Genomic DNA, 21,734 nt, shown 5'->3' with positions numbered 1-21,734 from the left:
TCTGCGATCGCATGACTGCCAGCCCGGATCTCGCACAGCGCATCGATGCCCTGCGTCAGCGCATCGAAGACGCCAACTACCGCTACCACGTGCTCGACGAGCCGCAGATTGCCGATGTCGAGTACGACCGGCTGCTGCGCGAGCTGGAGACACTGGAAGCGGCGCATCCGGAGCTGGCCACTGCCGATTCGCCGACCCAGCGCGTGGGCTACCTGGCCGCGTCGCGGTTTGCCGAAGTCCGGCATGTGTTGCCGATGTTGTCTCTGGGCAATGCCTTCAGCGACGAGGAAGTGGCCGAGTTCGTGCGCCGCATCAGCGAACGGTTGGAGCGCAAGCAGCCGGTCTTTTGCGCCGAACCCAAGCTCGACGGCCTGGCCATCAGCCTGCGCTACGAACAGGGCGAATTCGTGCAGGGCGCCACCCGCGGCGATGGCGCCACCGGCGAGGATGTGAGCGCCAATCTGCGCACCGTCAAGGCCATTCCGCTGCGCCTGCGTGGCACGGGCTGGCCCGAGGTGCTGGAGGTGCGTGGCGAGGTCTACATGCCGCGTGCCGCGTTCGAGGCCTACAACGCGCAGATGCGCCTGCAGGGCGGCAAGGTGCTGGCTAATCCGCGCAATGGTGCGGCCGGTTCGTTGCGCCAGCTCGATGCACGCATCACCGCGCAACGGCCGTTGAGTTTTTTTGCCTACGGCGTGGGCGAGGTCGCGGACGGTGCGTTGCCGCCGACTCACTCGACGATGTTGGCGCAGCTGCGCGAATGGGGATTCCCGGTCAGCCAGCTGGTAGAGGTGGTGCAGGGCAGCGAGGGCTTGCTGACGTACTACCGACGCATCGGTGAAGCACGCGACGGCCTGCCATTCGATATCGATGGCGTGGTGTACAAGCTGGACGATCTGGCTGGCCAGCGCGAGATGGGCTTTGTCTCGCGCGCACCGCGCTGGGCGCTGGCGCACAAGTTCCCGGCCCAGGAGCAATCCACCACGGTGGAGGCGATCGAAATCCAGATCGGCCGCACCGGTGCGGCAACGCCGGTGGCGCGCTTGAAACCGGTGCACGTGGCCGGTGTGGTGGTGACCAACGCGACCTTGCACAACGCCGACCAGATCGCGCGCCTGGATGTGCGCGTGGGCGACACGGTGATCGTGCGACGCGCTGGTGATGTGATTCCGGAGGTGGCCGGTGTGGTCGCCGAGCAGCGCCCTGCCGGCACCCACGCTTGGCAGATGCCGACCCAATGCCCGGTATGCGGCTCGGAGATCGTGCGCGAAGAAGGCCAGGCGGTGTGGCGCTGTTCGGGCGAGCTCACGTGCCCGGCGCAGCGCAAGGAAGCCTTCCGCCATTTTGTGTCGCGGCGCGCGATGGACGTGGACGGGCTGGGCGAAAAATTCATTGAAGTGCTGGTCGACAGTGGCGTGGTGCAGGGTGTGGCCGACCTGTATCTGCTCAATGTCGACCAGCTGCTGCAGCTGCGTTTGATCAGCACCGCCGACAGCCCGCATGCGTTCTTGCGTGAAGCACGCGAGCACCTGGCTGCCGGTGCGTATGCGCAGGTCGAGCAAACCATGGTCGGCATCGGTGTGGATCTTGCCGGCGTGCAGCCGGCGCCGCAGACCTGGCAGGCCGATCTGTTGCGCGCGGGCCTGCCGGCATTCGACTGGAATCGCAAGAAAATCGCCACCAAGTGGGCCGAAAACCTGATCGAGGCGATCGAGACCTCGCGCGACACCACGCTGGAGCGCTTCCTGTTTGCGCTGGGCATCGAGCATGTGGGCGAGAGCACGGCCAAGGCGTTGTCGGCGTGGTTTGGGGAGCTGGATGTGATCCGTCATCTGCCCTGGCCGCTGTTCAAGCGCGTGCCGGACATCGGCGGTGAAGTGGCGCGCTCGCTCGGGCATTTCTTCGACCAGGCCGGCAACCAGCAGGCGATCGATGACCTGCTGCAGCGTGGTGTGCGCATCGGCGATGCGCATCCGCCGTCGCCCAAGCTGCGCGGCGCGCTGAGTTTTGCGGTGCTGCTCGAAGACCTGGATATTCCCAAGGTCACCCCGGTGCGTGCGCAGCAACTGGCCGCTGCAACCGCCTCCTTCGATGCGTTGATCGCCTCCGAGGCCGACCCGTTGCTGCAAGCCGGTGTGCCGGCACCTGTGATCGCCTCGCTGCAGCAGTGGTTGGCGCGTCCGGAAAACGCGGCACTGGCAACGGCCGCGCAACGCGCCATGGACGCGTTGCTGGCGCAATTGCCGCAGGCCGATGCGGTGCAGGCCGGGCCGCTGGACGGCCAGACCGTGGTCATCACCGGCACGCTGGCCGCGCTGACGCGCGATGCCGCCAAGCAGCGCCTGGAATCGCTGGGCGCCAAGGTGGCCGGTAGCGTCTCCAAGAAAACCGCATTCCTGGTGGCGGGCGAAGAAGCCGGCTCCAAGCTGGACAAGGCGCAGAGCCTGGGCGTGGAGATCTGGGATGAAGCGCGGCTGCTGGCGTTCCTGAGTGAGCACGGTCAAGCGGTATGAGCACGCTGCCCGGCGAACTGCCGGTGGACCTGGAGGCGTTGCGCCTGCGCGCGCGCCTGAATGCCCTGATTCGCGGGTTTTTCGCCGAGCGCGCCGTGCTGGAAGTGGAAACCCCGGTGCTCTCGGCGGCAGGCAATACCGAGCCGAACATCGAGAGTTTCAGCACCCGCTTCAGTGGCCATGTCGATGCGGGTGCGCCCACGCGCTGGCTTCGGACCTCGCCTGAGTATCCGCTCAAGCGGTTGCTCGCCGCCGGCGTCGGCGATTGCTATGAGCTGGGGCGCGTGTTTCGCAACGGCGAAGCCGGTGGCCGCCACAATCCCGAGTTCAGCATGCTCGAGTGGTACCGGGTGGGCTGGGATCATCGCGCGCTGGCGAATGAAACCATCGCGCTGATCGAACGGGCCTTGGCGCTGGTCGGGCGCAGCGCGTCGGTCAACGTGCTCACGTATCGCGAACTGTTTTTGCACCACCTGGGAATCGACCCCTTGCTGGCGCCACTGGACGTATTACGCGCGCCACTGGCCGATGTGGCGATCGCTGCCGACGGGCTGACCCGCGACGATTGGCTGGATCTGCTGATGACCCACCACATCCAGCCAGGCTTTGCGCGCGACACGCTGACCGTGGTGCACGACTGGCCGGCCAGCCAATGCGCGCTGGCACGTATTCGCAACGACACCCCGCCGGTAGCCGAACGCTTCGAGCTGTACCTGGGCGCGTATGAAGTGGCCAATGGCTATCACGAATTGAACGACGCACACGAGCAACGCATGCGCTTCGAACGCGACAACCAACGGCGTGCGGCGCGTGGCCTGCCACCGTTGCCGTTGGATGAGCGCCTGCTGCAGGCATTGCCGCAGCTGCCCGATTGCGCGGGCGTGGCGGTCGGCGTGGACCGCCTGTTGATGGCCATGCGCGGAACCACGCAGATTGCCGATGTGCTGGCATTTGCGTTCGCGCACGCCTGAGCCGCCACCGCACTGTCATCGGCGTCGTATTGCTTTCTTCACATCGATGGTGCTCTCATCGTCACGTCCACGGGGGCGCGGCGTTGATCGTTTCGGGTGAGGATTTTCAGCATGAAGTGGCTGATCGGCTTATGCGGTTTGTGGGGCTTGCCGCTGCTGATGCTGGCCGATGTGCAGGCGGCGGAGCGTGGCTCCGGCGTGGTGCGTTGCGAATCCAAGGACATGGCGCGCGTGCATTGCGACATGGACACCGAACACGGCGTGCAACTGGTGCGCCAACTGTCCGAGACCAGCTGCATTCGCGGCAGCGAGTGGGATATCGAACGCGATGGCGTGTGGGTGGAGCAGGGCTGTCGTGCGGAATTCGCCTCGGCCCGCGTGCTGACCGCCCCGCAGATGCGCCGTGTGGTGCGCTGTGATTCCAATGGCAGCAAGGTGGCGTGCCCGGTGATCCTGCGCGGCGCGCCGGTGCGCCTGTTGCGCCAACGCTCGGTGTGGCCGTGCAAGGAAGGCCGCAGCTGGGGCACCCGCCGCAATGAAATCTGGGTCTCGCGTGGGTGCGATGGCGAATTCGAAGTGGGCGCCGAGGATGGCTCCGGCTTCGTCGACATGCCGCGCACGCTTACCTGTGAATCCAAGAGCCGCTCGCGCCGCATGTGCGGGGTGTCGGTGGAGCGCAGCGTGCGCCTGCGCAAGCAGATATCCGGCTCGCCGTGCGTGGAAGGGCAGACCTGGGGCTGGAGCCGCGATGGCGTGTGGGTCAACGACGGCTGCCGGGCCGAGTTCATCGTCGACTGACGGGCCCGTCCACTGACTGCCCGGCGCACGCGCCTTACAATGGCGGCATGAACGACAGCGCCCATATCGATTACGCCCGCTACGACCACATCCGTCCGCTGCTGTGGACCGGTGATGCCCTGGAATTGCTCGACCAGCGCAAGCTGCCCTTCGTGGTGGAGCACGTGCGTTGCGACAGCAGCGATGCGGTGGCCGAGGCCATCCATTCGCTGGCCGTGCGCGGCGCGCCTGCGATCGGCATTGCGGCCGGCTGGGGCGTGGTGCTGGCAGCGCGCGAGATCGCCGCCGACAGCGGCAGCGAGGCATTGCAGAAGCTGGAACCGGCGCTGTTGCGGCTCAATGCCGCGCGCCCGACCGCGGTCAACCTGGCCTGGGCGCTGATGCGCATGCGGCGCGTGCTCGCCGCCGCAGGGCCGGACTGGCGCGATGTGCTGGCCCGTGAGGCGCAGGCCATCGCCGACGAGGACCTGGCCGCCAACCGCCATATGGGCGCGCTCGGCGCCGGCCTGATCGCTCCTGGCAGCGGTGTGCTGACCCACTGCAACACCGGCTCGCTGGCCACCGCCGGCTTCGGCACCGCGCTGGGCGTGATCCGTGCCGGCATGGCGCAGCAGCGCATCAGCAAGGTCTTTGCCGGCGAGACCCGGCCCTGGCTGCAGGGCGCGCGCCTGACGGTGTGGGAGCTGCAGCAGGATGGCATCGATGCCACCCTGATCGCCGATTCGGCCGCCTCGCACTTGATGAAATCGGGCCTGGTGCAGTGGGTGATCGTCGGCGCCGACCGCATCTGCGCCAATGGCGACACCGCCAACAAGATCGGCAGCTACCAGCTGGCGATCGCCGCCCGCCACCACGGCGTCAAGTTCATGGTGGTGGCGCCGTCGTCCACGGTGGACATGGCCACCGCCGATGGCGACCAGATCGAGATCGAACAGCGCGATCCGGGCGAATTGTTCGGCGTGGGCGGCGTGCGCACCGTGGCCGACGGCATCCATGCCTGGAATCCGGTGTTCGATGTCACCCCGGGCCATCTGATCGATGCCATCGTCACCGAACGTGGCGTCATCGCGCAGCCGGACCTGGCGCGCATGCAGGCCGCCTTCGGCAACTGAGCCAGCACACGGGCGCGGGGCCGGCAAGTGCCCCGCAAAGTCCTGCAAGTGCTTGTTTCTGGCTGGTAAACCGGCGGCATTGGGTTGCCCCTTCATGCTACAATCCGGCGCTTGAATCGATCGGCGGGAGCGTGGGGTCGGCAGCCTGTCTCTGAGGCGCCCCCGACGCGGCTTTCCGGCTCGCCCGCCACCTCACTTACGGAACCCGAATGGCAGAAACCGCCAAGGAAATCATCCAGGTCAACCTGGAAGACGAGATGCGCAAGAGCTACCTCGATTACGCGATGAGCGTGATCGTGGGGCGCGCACTCCCCGATGCGCGCGACGGCCTCAAACCCGTGCATCGCCGTGTGCTGTTCGCGATGAACGAGTTGGGCGCGCACAGCAACAAGGCCTACTTCAAGTCGGCGCGTATCGTCGGCGACGTCATCGGTAAGTACCACCCGCACGGCGACCAGTCGGTCTACGACACGCTGGTGCGCATGGCGCAGCCGTTCTCGCTGCGCTACCTGATGGTGGACGGCCAGGGTAACTTCGGTTCGGTCGACGGCGACTCCGCCGCGGCGATGCGTTACACCGAGTCGCGCATGTCGCGGCTGGCGCATGAGCTGATGGCCGACATCGAGAAGGAAACCGTCGATTTCCAGCCCAACTACGATGAAAAGGAACTCGAGCCGACGGTCATGCCGACACGGTTCCCGAGCCTGCTCGTCAACGGGTCGGCTGGTATCGCGGTGGGTATGGCCACCAATATCCCGCCGCACAATCTGACCGAAGCGATCAACGCGTGCATCGCGCTGATCGACACGCCGGAGCTGGATATCGAAGGGCTGATGGAGTACATCCCGGGCCCGGATTTCCCCACTGCCGGCATCATCAACGGCACCGCCGGCATTGCCGCCGGCTACCGCACCGGCCGTGGCCGGGTGCGCATCCGTGCCAAGGCCGACGTGGAAGTGGCCGACAACGGCCGCGAAGCGATCGTGGTCACCGAGATTCCGTACCAGGTCAACAAGGCACGGCTGATCGAAAAGATCGCCGAGCTGGTGAAGGAAAAGAAGCTCGAAGGCATCAGCGAGCTGCGCGATGAGTCCGACAAGGACGGCATGCGCATCTACATCGAAATCAAGCGCGGCGAGTCGGCCGAGGTTGTGCTCAACAACCTGTACCAACAGACCCAGATGGAGTCGGTGTTCGGCATCAACATGGTGGCGCTGGTCGATGGCCGCCCGCAGTTGATGAACCTCAAGCAGATGCTGGAGGCGTTCATCCGCCACCGGCGCGAGGTGGTCACCCGCCGCACCATTTTTGAACTGCGCAAGGCACGCGCACGTGCGCATGTGCTGGAAGGTCTGACCGTTGCGTTGGCCAACATCGACGAGATGATTGAGCTGATCAAGACCTCGGCCAATCCGCAGGAAGCGCGCGAGCGCATGCTGGCCAAGACCTGGGAACCGGGCCTGGTGGGCGCGCTGCTCGGCGCTGCCGGTGCCGAGGCGTCCAAGCCGGAAGATCTGGCGCCGGGCGTGGGCCTGTCCAACGGCTTCTATCAACTCAGCGAAGTGCAGGCCTCGCAGATTCTGGAAATGCGTCTGCATCGCCTGACCGGGTTGGAGCAGGAAAAGCTCACCGACGAATACAAGCAGTTGCTCGAAGTCATCCAGGGTCTGATCCGCATCCTGGAGAACCCCGACGTGCTGTTGCAGGTGATTCGCGACGAGCTGATCAACATCCGCGAAGAGTATGGCGATGCGCGCCGCACCGAGATCCGTCACAGCGAAGAAGACCTGGACATCCTGGATCTGATCGCGCCGGAAGACGTAGTGGTGACGCTTTCGCACGCGGGCTATGCCAAGCGCCAGCCGGTGAGCGCGTATCGCGCGCAGCGCCGCGGTGGCCGTGGCCGTTCGGCGGCGTCGACCAAGGAAGAAGATTTCATCGATCAGCTGTGGCTGGTCAACACGCACGACACGCTGTTGACCTTCACCAGCAGCGGCAAGGTGTTCTGGCTGCCGGTGCATCAGTTGCCGGAGGCCGGCTCCAATGCACGCGGTCGCCCGATCATCAACTGGATTCCGCTGGAATCGGGCGAGCGCGTGCAGGCGGTGTTGCCGGTGCGCGAATACGCCGACAACCGCTACGTGTTCTTCGCCACCCGCAACGGCACGGTCAAGAAGACCCCGCTGAGTGAATTCGCGTTCCGTCTGGCGCGCGGCAAGATCGCCATCAATCTCGATGAAGGCGATGCGCTGGTGGGTGTGGCGCTGACCGATGGCGACCGCGATGTCCTGCTGTTTGCTTCCAACGGCAAGACCGTGCGCTTTGGCGAGTCGACCGTGCGCTCGATGGGCCGTACCGCCACTGGCGTGCGCGGTATCCGTCTGGCCAAGGGCGAGGAGGTGGTCAGCCTGATCGTTTCCGAGCGTGCCGGCGGAGTGGAAGACGAGGTCGAGGACGAGAGTGCCGAGGAGGTCGTGGAGACCACCGACGGCGCCGAGCCGGCAGTGATCGATGTCGCCGACAACGGCGATGTGGCCTACATCCTGACCGCCACCGAGAACGGGTATGGCAAGCGCACGCCGCTGGCCGAATACCCGCGCAAGGGACGCGGCACGCAAGGCGTGATCGGTATCCAGACCACCGAGCGCAACGGCAAGTTGGTGCGTGCGGTGCTGCTGGGTTCCACCGATGAAGTGCTGCTGATTTCCGATGGTGGCACCTTGGTGCGCACGCGTGGTTCGGAGATTTCGCGCGTGGGCCGCAACACCCAGGGCGTGACGCTGATTCGGCTGTCCAAGGGCGAGAAACTGCAGGCGGTCGAACGCCTGGATGCCTCGCTGGAAGAGCCCGAGGATGTGGTGGATGAGGCGGTTGCAATCACCAGCGATGCGCCGCCTGCCGAGGGCTGATCGCGCGGTGCGATGTGCACAGTCATGAAAAACGCCGGCGCATTGCCGGCGTTTTTTTTGCGGTATTTGGCTGTAACGCATTGTTGACAGAACATGTCAGCAAAGAACGCAGGTCTTTCACAAAAACGGGTCGAAGGTAGTTCGCGGTGCGGCAACGTTGCGTTGGCCGCAGATGCAAAGAGGAACTACTGATGTCGACATTGCTTCGTCCCTCCCGTCGCGGCCATTGGGCCCTGGCGATTCTGGGAGGCGTGATTGTGCTGCTGGGGCTGGTGCTGCTGGCAGGTGGTGCGTGGCTCGCCGCGCTGGGCGGATCCTGGTATTACGCACCGGCAGGCCTGGCGATGCTGATCGCTGGCGTGTTGCTGTTCCGCGGCCGCAATGCCGGCGCGTGGTGGTTTGCCGCCGTCGTGGTCGCCACGCTGCTGTGGACGTGGTGGGAATCGGGCAGTGATTACTGGCGCTGGGTGCCGCGGCTTGGATTGATCGTGGGCCTGGCGTTTGTGCTGGCGCTGCTGTTGCCCAAGCTCGAGCGCCCGGTGTCGCGCGCCGTCTCGCGCAGCGTGGCTGGCGGACTGGCAGTGGTGTTTGTGGTGGCCTTTGCGTTGGCCTTCGTGCCGTTCGGAATCACCGAGGCCGAGGGTGCATTGACGCAGGTGGCAGGCATCGCCGCAGGTGTGGTCAATCGCCCCGCCGATGGCGCGCAGCCGGCACAGCCCGCCAATGCGCCGGCCGATGACGACTGGGCCGCATATGGACGCAGCCAGGCTGGGCAGCGCTATTCGCCGCTGACGCAGATCAATCGCGACAATGTCGGCCAGCTGCAGCAGGCATGGGTTTTCCATACCGGCGATGTGCCGACCAAGCGCTGGGGCGCCGAAACCACACCGTTGAAGGTCGGCGACAGCCTGTATCTGTGTAGCGCGCGCAATCAGGTGATCGCGCTGGACGCCTCCACCGGCAAGCAGCGCTGGCGCTACGACCCCAAGGTCAAGGACGAGGCCATTCCGTATACCGCAGCCTGCCGCGGGGTGTCGTATTACGAAGTGCCGACAGCAGCGCCGGCCGCGAATGACGCAGTTGCGTCGCAGGCGGCGACGGCGCCTGCGTTGTGCCGTACGCGCGTGATCGAAGGCACGCTGGATGGGCGCCTGATCGCATTGGATGCGCGCACCGGGACGCCATGCGCGGCCTTCGGCACGAACGGCCAGGTCGACATCACCGTCGGCATGGGCGAGACGCCACCGGGCTACATCTCGATCAACTCGCCGCCGGCCATCGTGCGCGGCGTGGTGGTCACCGGGCATCAGGTCCTTGACGGGCAAAAGCGTTACGAGCCCTCGGGCGTGATCCAGGGCTTTGACGCGGTCACCGGCCAGTTGCGCTGGGCCTGGGACATGACCCATCCCGAATGGAATGGTGCACCGCCGCCGGGCCAGACCTGGACGCGCGGCACGCCCAACATGTGGACCACCGCAGCGGCCGACGAGCAGCTGGGTTACGTGTATCTGCCGATGGGCAATTCCACCGCTGACTACTGGAGCAGCTCGCGCACGCCGCCGGAAAACCGCTATGCCACCTCGCTGGTAGCGCTGGATGTGACCACCGGCAAGCCGGTGTGGAATTTCCAGACCACGCATATCGACGCATGGGATTACGACCTCGGCTCGCAGCCGAGCCTGATCGATTTCCCCAAGGATGGCGTCAACGTGCCGGCCGTGTTGCTGCCGAGCAAGCAGGGCGAGTTGTACGTGCTGGACCGCCGCACCGGCGAGCCGCTGGTTGGCGTGGAAGAGCGCGCCGTGCCCGGCGGTGGTGTGGAGCCGCAGATGCGCTCCAAGACCCAGCCGTTCTCGCTGTACCACACGCTGCGCAAGCCGGATCTGACCGAGCGCGACATGTGGGGCATGACCCCGATCGATCAGCTGGTGTGCCGTATCCAGTTCCGCAAGGCGAGCTACAAGGGCATCTACACGCCGCCCGAAGCCGACCGGCATTCCATCGAATACCCCGGCTATAACGGCGGCTCGGACTGGGGCAGCGTGGCGGTGGATCCGCACCGTGGCGTGATCGTGGCCAACTACAACGACATGCCCAACTACAACATCCTGGTGCCGCGCGCCAAGGCGGACAAACTGGGCTGGGCTCCGCGCGATCAGGTGCGTGGCGATGCCGGTGGTGCCGAAGGCGCCGGCGACCCGCAGGCCGGCACGCCCTACGCGGTGAACGTCAACGCCGGCTGGCGTTTGCCGTTCACCAAGCTGCTGTGCAAACAGCCACCCTATGGCGGCATTCGTGCCATCGATCTGAAGAGCGGCAAGACCCTGTGGGATCGTCCCTTCGGTAGTGCGCGCGGCAACGGGCCGTTCGGGATTCGCTCGGGCCTGCCGATCGAAATCGGCACGCCGAACAACGGTGGCTCGGTGGTCACTGCGGGCGGTCTGATCTTCATTGCTGCCGCAACCGATGACCTGATCCGTGCGATCGACCTGGCCACCGGCAAGGAGCTGTGGCACGCCAAGCTGCCGGCCGGTGGCCAGGCCAACCCGATGGTCTATGCCTACGGCGGCCGCGAGTATCTGGTGATCATGGCGGCCGGTCACCACTTCATGGAAACCCCGGCAGGCGATGCCCTGGTCGCCTACGCGTTGCCGCAGCGGTAAGCGGCAACGCGGTTGGTTGGATCTGTAAATCAGAAACGCGCCGCTTGCGGCGCGTTTCTTTAGCACGCAGTCCTCGCAACCCGTCCAGACGCGCAGCTCGGACAATCAGCCCGAGCGCTCAATTCAAGGCGCGATACGAAGGACCTGCGCGGATGCGTTGTAAGAAAGCAAACGTCCCAGATTCCGCGCTGCACGCCTCAGGCACTCAACCCAGCCACTCAGTTCACAGCACTTGCAAGACTGTCTTGCTCTTCCTTCACGGCATCCTGCACGTCCTGCGCCAGCGTGGCCTTGACGATAATCGAGCGAATGGCGTCGGTGGCCTCTGACAGCGGTATGTCGCTGCTCAGGCGCTGGAAGGTATCGCGGCTGTTATAGCCGGAACCATCCTTGAGGTAGTGCTCGTACATCGACAGCAGATCCTGGCACGCCGTGATCAGCGCAGCCACATTGCCACGCAGCAGCGCATGGCCGATCTGGTCGAAGCTGTGCAGACAATCGGCCAGCCAATGCAGGTCGTAGCGTGCAGTGCTGGGTTCGGGCGCGTTGTGGCCGCGGCTGTAGGCGCTGTAACGACGCAGGCTGCGTGCCACGCGCGCGACATGCGCAAACAGCGTGCCGATTTCCGAAGCGATATCCAGGCGCTGCACCATCACCATCGGAATCACCTGGTCGGGCGTGTCTGAAGACTGCTGCGCCGAGGCATTCTGTTCCTGCTGATCGAGCGATTGCTTCAACACCGTGTAGCTGCGTTGCAGGGACTCCAGCTCCAGCGTGGTCGCCGCCGCGCGTGCTTTCAGCTGCGACAGCGCCGCCTGATAGCGCGCAAGACTGTCCTGGGTGCTGGCATGCTGCCCGTACTCGGCAGTGAGCTGGCGCCCACGCACGAACGCCAACCCCGTGGCGATGAGCGCCCAGAGTGCGAAGGCAGGCACCAGGTAGATCAGGATGCCCATGGAGGCTCCTCGGAACGATGCATATCTTGTCGGCCAGTAACCGGCAGACTTGAGCGCTTTCGCTTGAAGATGCTCGATGCGCAGTGCTGCGGTCTTTGCAGCAACCGCCAACTAGGGGCTTGCGCGTGGCTTCGCCCCACTGACAGCGCGTGGCGCTGTCAGCGCGGCCAGGCTCAGCTCAGGATACCCGGCAAATCCAGGCCTTGGTCCTTCGCGCACTCCACGGCGATCGCGTATCCCGCATCGGCATGGCGCATGACGCCGGTGGCCGGGTCGTTCCAGAGCACGCGTTCGATCCGCTTGTCTGCTGCTTCGCTGCCGTCGCAGACGATGACCATGCCGGCGTGCTGCGAAAAGCCCATGCCGACGCCGCCGCCGTGATGCAGCGAAACCCAGGTGGCGCCGCTGGCGGTGTTGAGCAGGGCGTTGAGCAGGGGCCAGTCGGAGACCGCATCGGAGCCATCGGCCATCGCTTCGGTTTCGCGATTGGGCGAGGCGACGCTGCCGGAGTCCAGATGATCGCGGCCGATCACCACCGGTGCCTTCAGCTCGCCGCTGCGCACCATCGCGTTGAAGGCCAGGCCGAGCCGATGGCGGTCGCCCAGGCCGACCCAGCAGATCCGCGCGGGCAGGCCCTGGAAGGCGATCTTTTCAGCGGCCATGTCCAGCCAGCGGTGCAGGTGCGCATCGTCGGGGATGAGTTCCTTGACCTTTGCATCGGTCTTGGCGATGTCTTCCGGGTCGCCGGATAACGCCACCCAGCGGAACGGCCCGATGCCGCGACAAAACAACGGCCGGATATATGCGGGCACGAAGCCGGGGAAGTCGAAGGCGTTGTCGATGCCTTCTTCCAGCGCCATCTGCCGCAGGTTGTTGCCGTAATCCACGGTGGGCACGCCGAGCGCATGGAAGGTGAGCATGGCGCGGATGTGGTTGGCCATCGAGTCGCGCGCGGCGGCTTCCACGTCCTTCGGCGCGCTGACGCGCTGTTCGTCCCACTGCTCGACCGTCCAGCCCTGCGGCAGGTAGCCGTTGACCGGGTCGTGCGCGGAGGTCTGGTCGGTCAGCAGGTCCGGCTTGATGCCGCGCAGCAGCAGTTCGTCCAGCACGTCGGCGACATTGCCGAGCAGGCCGACCGACAGTGGCCTCTTCGCGGTGCACGATTCCTCGATCAGACGCAGCGCCTCGTCCAGCGAGTCGGTCCAGGTGTCCAGGTAGCCGGTGCGCAGGCGCATGTCGATGCTGGAGCGGCGGCATTCCACCGCCAGGCAGGAGGCGCCGGCCATCACCGCGGCCAGCGGCTGCGCGCCACCCATGCCACCGAGCCCGCCGGTAAACAGCCACTTGCCGGCCAGGCTGCCGCCGTAATGCTGGCGGCCCATCTCCACGAAGGTTTCGTAGGTGCCTTGCACGATGCCTTGCGCGCCGATGTAGATCCAGCTGCCCGCAGTCATCTGGCCGTACATGGCCAGGCCTTTTTTATCCAGTTCGTTGAAGTGGTCCCAGGTGGCCCAGCGCGGTACCAGGTTGGAATTCGCGATCAACACGCGCGGTGCGTCGGCGTGGGTGCGGAACACACCGACCGGCTTGCCCGACTGCACCAACAGGGTCTGGTCATCGTCCAGGCGGGTGAGTGCGGCGGCGATCGCATCGAAGGATTCCCAATCGCGCGCGGCGCGGCCGATGCCGCCGTACACCACCAGTTCCTCCGGACGCTCGGCCACGTCCGGGTCCAGATTGTTCATCAGCATGCGCAGCGGCGCTTCGGTGAGCCAGCTCTTGGCGGTGAGCGTGCTGCCGGTGGCGGCGCGAATGACGCGGGTGGAGTCGTGACGGGTCATGCCAAGGTCCTTCAATCAACGGTGAGCTGCGGGCGTGGCGCCCGCGGCGAAATCCAGGCAGGCGCGCAACACATGCCGCAAGACGGCGCGCAGTGCGGCCGCGTGTACCGGATGCCACGGCGTTGGCCAGGTGTCCGGTGTGATCTGTTCCGGTTCCTGCATGTAGCCGCGGCAGGCCAGCTCCATCTGCAGCGCGTGCACGCCCTGATCCGGCTGCGCGTAGTGGCGTGTGATCCAGCCGCCCTTGAAACGGCCGTTGCGCACGGTGCTGGAGCCGCTGCTGCGGCACAGCTGTTCCACCGCATCGGCCAGTACCGGATCGCAGCTGGCATCGTCGTTGCTGCCGATGTTGAACTGCGGCAATTCGCCTGCGAACAGGTGCGGGATGTGTGAGCGGATCGAATGCGCGTCATAGACCACGATGCGCGGATGCAGTGCGCGCAGACGTGCAATTTCATCGGCCAGCGCAGCGTGATACGGATCGAACCATTGCGTGCGGCGCAACGCGATCTGTGCCGGATCCGGCGCCTGCCCATCGCGGTACAGCGGCTGATTGTCGAAGGTGGTCAACGGGCACAGGCCGGTGGTGTGCTGGCCGGGATACAGCGAGGCACCACTCGGGTCGCGATTGACGTCGATGACCGAACGCGAAACCGTCGTGCGCACGGTGGTGGCGCCCAGGCTCTGCGCAAAGTCGTAGAGCTGATCCACCCACCAATCGGTATCGCGGCAGGCCAGCCATGGCGAGACGAAGTGGTTGGCCACGCTCTGCGGCAGGTCGGTGCCGGTGTGCGGGAAGCTGATCAGCAGCGGTGCGTTGCCGCGCTGCACGTGCAGCCAGTCGGGCAGGGCGCTCATGCGCGCGCTCTGCGATGCGACGCGGTGGGCCGGCTCATGCGCTCAGCTCCACGCCAGGCAGTACGATGCCCACCGCAGTGGCGAGGGCGCCCGAGCGCACCAGCGCGCTGGCGGCCAGCATGTCCGGATGGAAGTAACGGTCGTCCTGCAGCGTGGGCACCTGCGCACGCAGCAGTGCACGCGCGGCTTCCAGCGCGGCGCTGGAGCGCAGCGGCGCGTGGAAATCGCAGCCCTGCACGGCGGCCAGCAGTTCGATGCCGATGACGTGCGCGGCGTTGTCGGCCATCGCCAGCAGGCGGCGTGCGCCATGCGCTGCCATCGACACGTGATCTTCCTGGTTGGCGGAGGTCGGAATCGAATCGACGCTGGCTGGGTAGGCGCATTGCTTGTTTTCCGAGACCAGCGCGGCGGCGGTCACCTGTGGAATCATGAAGCCCGAATTCAAGCCGGGGCGCGGGGTGAGAAACGCCGGCAGGCCCGAGAGCGCAGGGTCGACCAGCATCGCGGTGCGGCGCTCGCTGATCGAGCCGATTTCGCACACCGCCAGCGCCAGCATGTCGGCCGCGAATGCCACCGGCTCGGCGTGGAAGTTGCCACCGGACAATGCCTCGCCGGTATCGCTGAAGACCAGCGGGTTGTCGGACACGCCATTGGCTTCAATTTCCAATGTGCGCGCGGCCTGGCGCATCACATCCAGTGCCGCGCCCATCACCTGTGGCTGGCAGCGCAGGCAGTACGGATCCTGCACACGCACATCGCCCAGCCGATGCGATTCGCGGATGGCCGATTCCGCCATCAGCGCACGCAAGGCGGCCGCGGTTGCGATCTGCCCGGGTTGCCCGCGCAAGGCATGGATGCGCGCATCGAAGGGCGTGTCCGAGCCCTTGGCCGCTTCCACCGACAGCGCGCCGGTGACCAGCGCGGCCTGCAGCACGGTTTCGATCTCGAACAAGCCGGCCAGCGCGCAGGCGGTGGAGAACTGGGTGCCGTTGAGCAGCGCCAGGCCCTCTTTGGCACCGAGCACGCGTGGCTGCAGCTGCGCCCGGGCCAGCGCATCCGCCGCCGGCAGGCGCTGATCGCCGACGAAGGCCTCGCCCACGCCGATCATCACCGCGGCCAGGTGTGACAGGGGCGCCAGGTCGCCCGACGCACCCACCGAGCCCTGGCACGGCACCACTGGCGTGATGCCCTGGCGCAGCATCGCCTCCAGCAGCGCCAGGGTATCGGGCTGAATTCCCGAGGCGCCCTGCGCCAGGCTGGTGAGCTTGAGCGCCATCATCAGCCGCACCACCGGCACCGGCGTGGGGTCGCCGACACCGGCCGCGTGCGAAAGCACGATATTGCGTTGCAGGGTCTGCAGATCGTCGCGTTCGATCCGCACGCTGGCCAGCTTGCCGAAGCCGGTGTTGACCCCGTACACCGGCTCGCCCCGCGCCACGATCGCCTCCACCGTCTGCGCGCTACGCAACACCGCCTGCGCGCAGGCAGGGTCCAGGGTGACTTCGGCACCGCGATACAGCGCACGCCACTGCGCCAGGGTGACCTGGCCGGGCTGCAACACAACAGACGCACTCATGACGACTCCGGGTCAGCAAGGATGCCCGCGCCAAACGCGGGTGTGGAGAGGGTTGAAGCCCATGCGGTAGACCAGATCGGCCGGCGCGTCGATGTCCCAGATCGCCAGATCGCACTGCATGCCGGCGCGCAGCCGGCCCAGCCGGTTGCCCCGTCCGAGCGCACGTGCCGCTTCGCGGGTGAAGCCGGTGATGCATTCGTCTACCGTCATGCGGAACAAGGTGGCGGCCATGTTCATCGCCAGCAGCGGGCTGGTCAGCGGCGAGGTGCCGGGGTTGCAGTCAGTGGCCAGGGCCAGCGGTACACCGGCCGCGCGCAATGCGGGAATCGGCGGCAATTGGGTGTCGCGGGTGAAGTAGAACGCGCCCGGCAACAGCACTGCGACGGTGCCGGCATGGGCCATTGCGTCGACTCCAGCCTGGTCCAGATATTCGATGTGGTCCGCCGACAAGGCACCGTAGCGCGCGGCCAACGCGGCGCCGTGTTGGTTGCTCAATTGCTCGGCGTGGATCTTGATCTGCAGCCCGTGCGCCTGCGCGGCGACGAATACCTGTTCGGCCTGCGCCGGCGAAAACGCCAGATGCTCGCAGAACACATCCACCGCTTCGGCCAGGCCCTGCGCCGCCACCGCCGGGATCATCTCCTGGCACACCGCATCGATATAGGTTTGTGCCTGCATGCCAGGCGGCACCGCATGCGCGCCCAGGAAGGTAGGCACCACCTCCACCTGGCGCAGCGTGGCGAGCTGGCGCGCGACGCGCAGCTGCTTGATTTCGTCTTCCAGCGTGAGGCCGTAGCCGGATTTGATCTCCAGCGTGGTCACGCCTTCGGCGAGTAGCGCGTCCAGGCGCGGCAGGCTGGCGGCGAGCAAGGCGGCATCATCGGCGGCACGCGTCGCGCGCACGGTCGCCACAATGCCACCGCCGGCGGCGGCGATCTGCGCATAGCTGGCGCCGCGCAGGCGTTGTTCGAATTCATTGGCGCGGTTGCCCGCGTACACCAGGTGGGTATGGCAGTCGATCAGGCCGGGGCTGATCCAGCGCCGTTGGCAATCGTGGGTGTGGGTGGCCTGCAGCGGCGGCGCATCGGCTGCCGGCCCGGCGTACACGATGGTGCCGTCCTGGCAGGCGACCACGCCATCGTCCACGCTGCCCAGGCCGCCGTCGCCAGCGTCCAGCGTCATCAACCGCGCGTTGTGCCAAAGGACATCGCAATGCATGGCGCAGGCCTGTGTGGTCTGATATGTATATACAATAGAGTCGGCAACCAAGGGTGTCCAGTGGCAGACCAATCAGTGCAAGCGGTGTGGGCGGCCCGGGCGTTGTTGCCCGATGGCTGGGCCAGCGACGTGCGGATCACCGTGGCGTACGGGCGCATCGCCGCTGTGCAGACGGAGGCCACGCCCGCCACCACCGATACCCGTGCCGAGGTACTGCTGCCCGGGCTGGGCAACCTGCATAGCCATGCCTTCCAGCGCGGCATGGCCGGGCTGACCGAAGTGGGCGGGCGCAGCGGCGACAGTTTCTGGAGCTGGCGCGAGCTGATGTATCGCTTCGTCGACCGGCTGGACCCGGACAGCCTGCAGGCCATTGCCGAGCAGGCGTACGTGGAAATGCTGGAAGCCGGCTTCACCCGCGTGGGCGAATTCCACTATCTGCACCACAGCGTCAGCGGCGCGCCGTACGCGCAGCCCGCCGAAATGGCCGAGCGCATTGTTGCGGCGGCCGCGGGCACCGGCATCGGCCTGACCCTGTTGCCGGTGTTCTACGCGCACTCGGATTTCGGTGGGGTGCCACCGAACCCTGCGCAGCGGCGGCTGATCCACGATATCGACGGCTTTGCCCGGCTGTTGTCGGACTGCGCGCGCAGCCTGGCCGCACTGCCGGACGCGGTGCTCGGGCTGGCGCCGCACAGCCTGCGCGCGGTAACGCCCACGCAGCTCGCCGCGCTGGTGCCGCTGGTGGATGGCCCCATCCACATCCATATCGCCGAACAACAGCGCGAGGTGGAGGCCTGCCTGGCCTGGTCGGGGCAGCGCCCGGTGCAGTGGCTGTACGCCAATGCGCCAGTGGATGCGCGCTGGTGCCTGGTGCACGCCACGCATGTGGAGGCGGGGGAGCTCGACGCAATCGTCAAGAGTGGCGCGGTGGTCGGCCTGTGCCCGATCACCGAGGCCAATCTCGGCGACGGCCTGTTCCCGATGCAGGCATTCGCCAGCCGCGGCGGGCGCTTCGGTGTGGGCTCGGATTCGAATGTCTTGATCGATGCGGCCGAAGAACTGCGCCTGCTCGAATACGGCCAGCGCCTGCAGCTGCGCGCGCGCAATGTGCTGGCGCCCGCCGACACCTCCAGTGGCCGCTGGTTGTACAGCAGCGCACTGGCCGGCGCGGCGCAGGCGCTGGGGAGCGGGCAGCCCGGGATCTGCGTCGGTGCATCGGCCGACTTGCTGGAGCTGGACCACACCCATCCGGCGCTGCTGGCACGCACGGACGATGCGTTGCTCGACAGCTGGCTGTTCGCCGCACGCGCCGGCGCAGTGCGGCATGTCTGGCGTGCCGGGCAGTGGGTGGTGCGCGATGGCCGCCATGTGGCGCGCGAACGTGTCGCCGCACGCTTTGCCGCCGTCATGCAAACGCTGTTGCACGGGTGATCGGCGCGATGTGCGAAGCGGGCACAATGCAGGTCTCACCGGAGACCCTGTCGTGACCACCGCCACCCCCGCCACACCCGGAACCTTGAATCAGCGGATCCGGCAGGACCTGGAGCAACGCATCCACAGTGGCGACTGGCCGCCCGGGCACCGCGTGCCACCCGAGCATGAATTGATGGCGCAGTACGGTTGCTCGCGCATGACCGTCAACAAGGTGCTCGGCCTGCTGGCCGACGCCGGCATGATCGAGCGCCGCCGCCGCACTGGCTCGTTCGTCGCGCGGCCGCATCCGCATCTGGAGCAGGTGGCGCTGTCGATCCCGGACATCGAAGTGGAGATGACCACGCGCGGCCATGTCTACCAGTTTCAGCTGCTGTCGCGGCGCGTGCGCGCGGCGCGGCAACGCGTGCCGCAGGAGCGTGCGCTGGGCAGCCGCGGGAAATTGCTGGCACTGGAAAGCGTGCATCTGGCCGATGGCAGTCCGTTCGCCCTGGAGCAACGCGTCATCGACATCACCACCGTGCCCGAGGCGCTGGCGCAGCCATTCGACACCATCGCGCCCGGCAGCTGGCTATTGCGCAACGTGCCCTGGACCCGTGCCGAGCACCGCATCAGCGCGATCAGTGCCGATCCTGCCCAGGCCAGGTGCCTGCAGGTTGCCGATGGCGCAGCCTGTTTGGTCATCGACCGGCACACCTGGCGCGGCGAGCAGCCGGTCACCTATGTACGGCAGCTGTTCCTGGGTGGGTCTTACGATCTGATTGCACGCTTCGCGCCGGGCATGCGCTGAGGCGATTCCGCACTGCGCACGTCGAGCTTGCGCGCGCATGCGGCCGGTGGCGGCAGGGTGCGTACTGAGTAAATCGACGGGTTGGATGAAGCGGCGGGCAAGGCGAGCGGCGGGCGAGGTGGTCGCGGCTGGCGGGTTTCGCGCAGAACGCACCGCCCGCACGCACGCATCAGGCCGCGCGACTCAGATCGTCGTGCACTGCCGCCAGCGCACCGGCTCGGCGACGCCGGCGCGCGGATTGAGTTGCACGCGCACCGTGCGCAGGTAGGGGTAACGCTCCAGTTCGCGGCAAATCAGCGGCCAGGCGGTCGCATCGTCCACGGTGCGGTCCACCGCCAGCGTCAACTGCGTCAGCCAGATTCCGCGCACCAGTCCCGGCGTCTGCGCCAATGCCTTGGAGACTTCGCGCTGGTAGCCCTGCAACGTGGCGAGGTCCGGCTCATCGCCGGCGGCGACCGGCATGGCCGGTGGAGTCGACGTCGCTGCCTGTGCGGCCGATGCCGGAGCCGGCGCAACAGCCGGTGGAGCAGCCGATGCTGCACCTGGTGCGGGACTCAGCGGTGCTGACGTGCGCGGTAGTGGTTGGGCGGGCGGCACCTCGGCCGGCTGCAAAGCCACTGCCATCACCACGCCCAGCGTTGCCGCCGCTGCGCCGGCAATCACGGTGTGGCGGATCGCCCGGCGCCTGGCCGCGCCGACCACGCCGGTTTCGATATCGCCGGGCAGGTAGGGCTTGAGCAGCGGCCACAGCCGCGCGCCATCCAGCACCTCGATGGACTGCTTGTCGGCCGCGGCCATGCCTTCACGTTCCATGCGGCCTTCGGTGACCATCACCCCGCCATTGGCACCAGCCAGGCGGGCCATCGCACCCAGCTCGTTCACCGCAGCCACGCCGATGCGATACCCACGTCCGTGTTTGCAGGCCACCAGGCGGGTGCCGTGCTCGGTCTGCATCATGAATTCGGCAGTGGGCAGGCCGTCCTGCGGCAACTGGGTGGGCTGCCAGCCGCGCTGGTCCTGCAGCACCCGCAGCACCACGGCGGAAAAGTCGCGCCAATGCATCGCGGCCAGCGCGCGTACGCCTTCGGTCAGTTCGTTGGCGCGTCGGCGCACGAACCAGAGATAGCCACTCACCGCCAACCAGAGCAGGAGTGCAGCCACAAGCGCCAACATCCAATGGGACATGAGTATCTAGCGAAGCAATGGCGCGTCTAGCGAAGCAGTGCGCTTAGAAGAATCCTTCGCGGCAGATTCGTCAATGGATCGCGGTCGGTGAATGCACGAGCCGTGACCCAGGCAGCGAAAGACCCGCCAGTCCGAAGCCGTGAGGGGAGGGGAGCAAACGGACTTCGTGTTGCAGGACTGGCGGGTCTTCCCGATTGTCTAAAAAACCATGCTGCTTTGCAACAATCCAGTTGTGCAGGGTTTATTTGCCGTCAAAGGCCGCAGTGTGCGTAGCTGCGGGACCACTGCCCGGCGTTGCGGTGCCAGGCGCGGTGTCGCTGCTGGCCGCCTGTGCGGCCTGGTTGGCGGTGCGGTTGGCCCGCTTGGTCGCAGCCGTGTTCGCGCGTACCTGTGCCTTGAGCGACTCCACCTCGCGACGCAGGTTTTCCAGCTCGTCCTGCTCGGGGATGTTGAGGGTGCGCAGCACGCCCTTGACGCGTTCGTCGAAGGCCTTGCCCAGCCGGTCCCAGCCACGCACCGCGGTATCGCGCGCCTGCTCGAACTGGGTTTCCACTTCCTCGCGTAATTCGTCTGCGCTGGCGGCGGCCTTGCGCTGGCCGCTGCGTTCGTACGCGGCGCCTTCGCGTACCAGCGAGTCGAATAGTTTGCTGCCTTCGCTCTGCACACGGCCCAGGGCGCCGAGCCCGGCCAGCCAGACGGTCTGCGCCGATTCGCCGAGCCGGCGCGACACCTGTTCGGCCTGCGCCTGGAACCCATGGGCCGCGTTGCCGCGGTTGCCGTTCTGATCGTATCCGGTCGTCATGCGATGCTCCTGTCGGTTGCGGACTGACGTTGCATCACCCTAGTGCCGGCTATGCATCGGCCAGGTGAAGCATCCATCAAGCATCCGCCCGCAGGCTGTGGCGCAGGTGAC

The 21,734-nt window shown here is 66.6% G+C and carries 15 protein-coding genes; 8 read left to right on the top strand and 7 right to left on the bottom strand.

What is annotated here, in order from left to right; all coding sequences use genetic code 11:
* Positions 1 to 11: 11 nt before the first annotated feature.
* From ligA to ACCQ09_RS13320, 6 genes are all read left to right on the top strand, one after another.
* Entirely contained in the window at positions 12 to 2,513 is a 2,502-nt protein-coding gene (gene ligA / locus ACCQ09_RS13345) for an NAD-dependent DNA ligase LigA (RefSeq protein ID WP_228428242.1), read from the top strand.
* Positions 2,510 to 3,484 (top strand): EF-P lysine aminoacylase EpmA, encoded by a 975-nt coding sequence (epmA, locus tag ACCQ09_RS13340; RefSeq protein ID WP_011036753.1) that lies wholly within the window; start codon positions 2,510 to 2,512, stop codon positions 3,482 to 3,484. Before ligA ends, epmA begins: the two co-directional genes overlap by 4 nt.
* A gap of 111 nt (positions 3,485 to 3,595) precedes the next feature.
* Positions 3,596 to 4,282, top strand: a complete 687-nt coding sequence (locus tag ACCQ09_RS13335; protein ID WP_012438660.1) for a DUF3011 domain-containing protein — start codon at positions 3,596 to 3,598, stop codon at positions 4,280 to 4,282.
* A 47-nt stretch (positions 4,283 to 4,329) separates the two neighbouring features.
* The gene (gene mtnA / locus ACCQ09_RS13330) at positions 4,330 to 5,394 is read left to right on the top strand and encodes an S-methyl-5-thioribose-1-phosphate isomerase (RefSeq protein WP_011036755.1); all 1,065 of its coding nucleotides are present in this window, start codon (positions 4,330 to 4,332) and stop codon (positions 5,392 to 5,394) included.
* Between the two features lie 209 nt (positions 5,395 to 5,603).
* On the top strand, positions 5,604 to 8,303 hold the full coding sequence (gyrA, locus tag ACCQ09_RS13325) for a DNA gyrase subunit A (protein WP_011036756.1): 2,700 nt from the start codon (positions 5,604 to 5,606) through the stop codon (positions 8,301 to 8,303).
* Between the two features lie 191 nt (positions 8,304 to 8,494).
* Positions 8,495 to 10,966 (top strand): glucose/quinate/shikimate family membrane-bound PQQ-dependent dehydrogenase, encoded by a 2,472-nt coding sequence (locus ACCQ09_RS13320; RefSeq protein WP_228428240.1) that lies wholly within the window; start codon positions 8,495 to 8,497, stop codon positions 10,964 to 10,966.
* Between the two features lie 218 nt (positions 10,967 to 11,184).
* Here the strand turns inward: ACCQ09_RS13320 and ACCQ09_RS13315 are convergent, their stop codons facing one another.
* The 5 genes from ACCQ09_RS13315 to hutI form a co-directional block, all read right to left on the bottom strand.
* Positions 11,185 to 11,922, bottom strand: a complete 738-nt coding sequence (locus ACCQ09_RS13315; RefSeq protein WP_014507408.1) for a hypothetical protein — start codon at positions 11,920 to 11,922, stop codon at positions 11,185 to 11,187.
* A gap of 173 nt (positions 11,923 to 12,095) precedes the next feature.
* Positions 12,096 to 13,763, bottom strand: coding sequence for a urocanate hydratase (gene hutU / locus ACCQ09_RS13310; protein ID WP_070694526.1), 1,668 nt, complete (start codon positions 13,761 to 13,763; stop codon positions 12,096 to 12,098).
* Positions 13,764 to 13,778: 15 nt separating this feature from the next.
* Positions 13,779 to 14,621: an N-formylglutamate deformylase gene (hutG, locus tag ACCQ09_RS13305; RefSeq protein ID WP_068574576.1), complete on the bottom strand. Its 843-nt coding sequence runs from the start codon at positions 14,619 to 14,621 to the stop codon at positions 13,779 to 13,781.
* A 34-nt stretch (positions 14,622 to 14,655) separates the two neighbouring features.
* Entirely contained in the window at positions 14,656 to 16,197 is a 1,542-nt protein-coding gene (hutH, locus tag ACCQ09_RS13300; RefSeq protein ID WP_011036761.1) for a histidine ammonia-lyase, read from the bottom strand.
* A 12-nt stretch (positions 16,198 to 16,209) separates the two neighbouring features.
* Positions 16,210 to 17,415 (bottom strand): imidazolonepropionase, encoded by a 1,206-nt coding sequence (gene hutI, locus ACCQ09_RS13295; RefSeq protein ID WP_228428239.1) that lies wholly within the window; start codon positions 17,413 to 17,415, stop codon positions 16,210 to 16,212.
* Between the two features lie 75 nt (positions 17,416 to 17,490).
* Between hutI and ACCQ09_RS13290 the strand changes: the two genes are divergently transcribed.
* Positions 17,491 to 18,846, top strand: coding sequence for a formimidoylglutamate deiminase (locus ACCQ09_RS13290; RefSeq protein ID WP_372386289.1), 1,356 nt, complete (start codon positions 17,491 to 17,493; stop codon positions 18,844 to 18,846).
* Positions 18,847 to 18,898: 52 nt separating this feature from the next.
* On the top strand, positions 18,899 to 19,636 hold the full coding sequence (gene hutC / locus ACCQ09_RS13285) for a histidine utilization transcriptional repressor HutC (protein WP_052844689.1): 738 nt from the start codon (positions 18,899 to 18,901) through the stop codon (positions 19,634 to 19,636).
* Between the two features lie 183 nt (positions 19,637 to 19,819).
* Here the strand turns inward: hutC and ACCQ09_RS13280 are convergent, their stop codons facing one another.
* Positions 19,820 to 20,821 carry a restriction endonuclease gene (locus tag ACCQ09_RS13280; protein WP_040941473.1) on the bottom strand — a complete coding sequence of 334 codons (1,002 nt, stop codon included), beginning with the start codon at positions 20,819 to 20,821 and terminating at the stop codon, positions 19,820 to 19,822.
* Positions 20,822 to 21,062: 241 nt separating this feature from the next.
* Positions 21,063 to 21,623 carry a phasin family protein gene (locus ACCQ09_RS13275; protein ID WP_228428235.1) on the bottom strand — a complete coding sequence of 187 codons (561 nt, stop codon included), beginning with the start codon at positions 21,621 to 21,623 and terminating at the stop codon, positions 21,063 to 21,065.
* Positions 21,624 to 21,734: the final 111 nt, after the last annotated feature.

The organism is Xanthomonas sp. NCPPB 2586, assembly GCF_041475775.2.
Taxonomy (GTDB): domain Bacteria; phylum Pseudomonadota; class Gammaproteobacteria; order Xanthomonadales; family Xanthomonadaceae; genus Xanthomonas; species Xanthomonas campestris.
This window is presented reverse-complemented; position numbering and strand designations above follow the sequence as displayed.

Excerpts from the sequence above, each read along its gene's own strand:
- ACCQ09_RS13320 (WP_228428240.1), top strand. The coding sequence starts at position 8,495 with ATGTCGACATTGCTTCGTCCCTCCCGTCGCGGCCATTGGGCCCTGGCG.
- hutI (WP_228428239.1), bottom strand. The coding sequence starts at position 17,415 with ATGCATTGCGATGTCCTTTGGCACAACGCGCGGTTGATGACGCTGGAC.
- epmA (WP_011036753.1), top strand. The coding sequence starts at position 2,510 with ATGAGCACGCTGCCCGGCGAACTGCCGGTGGACCTGGAGGCGTTGCGC.
- hutG (WP_068574576.1), bottom strand. The coding sequence starts at position 14,621 with ATGAGCGCCCTGCCCGACTGGCTGCACGTGCAGCGCGGCAACGCACCG.
- hutH (WP_011036761.1), bottom strand. The coding sequence starts at position 16,197 with ATGAGTGCGTCTGTTGTGTTGCAGCCCGGCCAGGTCACCCTGGCGCAG.
- ACCQ09_RS13275 (WP_228428235.1), bottom strand. The coding sequence starts at position 21,623 with ATGACGACCGGATACGATCAGAACGGCAACCGCGGCAACGCGGCCCAT.
- ligA (WP_228428242.1), top strand. The coding sequence starts at position 12 with ATGACTGCCAGCCCGGATCTCGCACAGCGCATCGATGCCCTGCGTCAG.
- mtnA (WP_011036755.1), top strand. The coding sequence starts at position 4,330 with ATGAACGACAGCGCCCATATCGATTACGCCCGCTACGACCACATCCGT.
- gyrA (WP_011036756.1), top strand. The coding sequence starts at position 5,604 with ATGGCAGAAACCGCCAAGGAAATCATCCAGGTCAACCTGGAAGACGAG.
- ACCQ09_RS13315 (WP_014507408.1), bottom strand. The coding sequence starts at position 11,922 with ATGGGCATCCTGATCTACCTGGTGCCTGCCTTCGCACTCTGGGCGCTC.
- ACCQ09_RS13335 (WP_012438660.1), top strand. The coding sequence starts at position 3,596 with ATGAAGTGGCTGATCGGCTTATGCGGTTTGTGGGGCTTGCCGCTGCTG.
- ACCQ09_RS13280 (WP_040941473.1), bottom strand. The coding sequence starts at position 20,821 with ATGTCCCATTGGATGTTGGCGCTTGTGGCTGCACTCCTGCTCTGGTTG.
- hutU (WP_070694526.1), bottom strand. The coding sequence starts at position 13,763 with ATGACCCGTCACGACTCCACCCGCGTCATTCGCGCCGCCACCGGCAGC.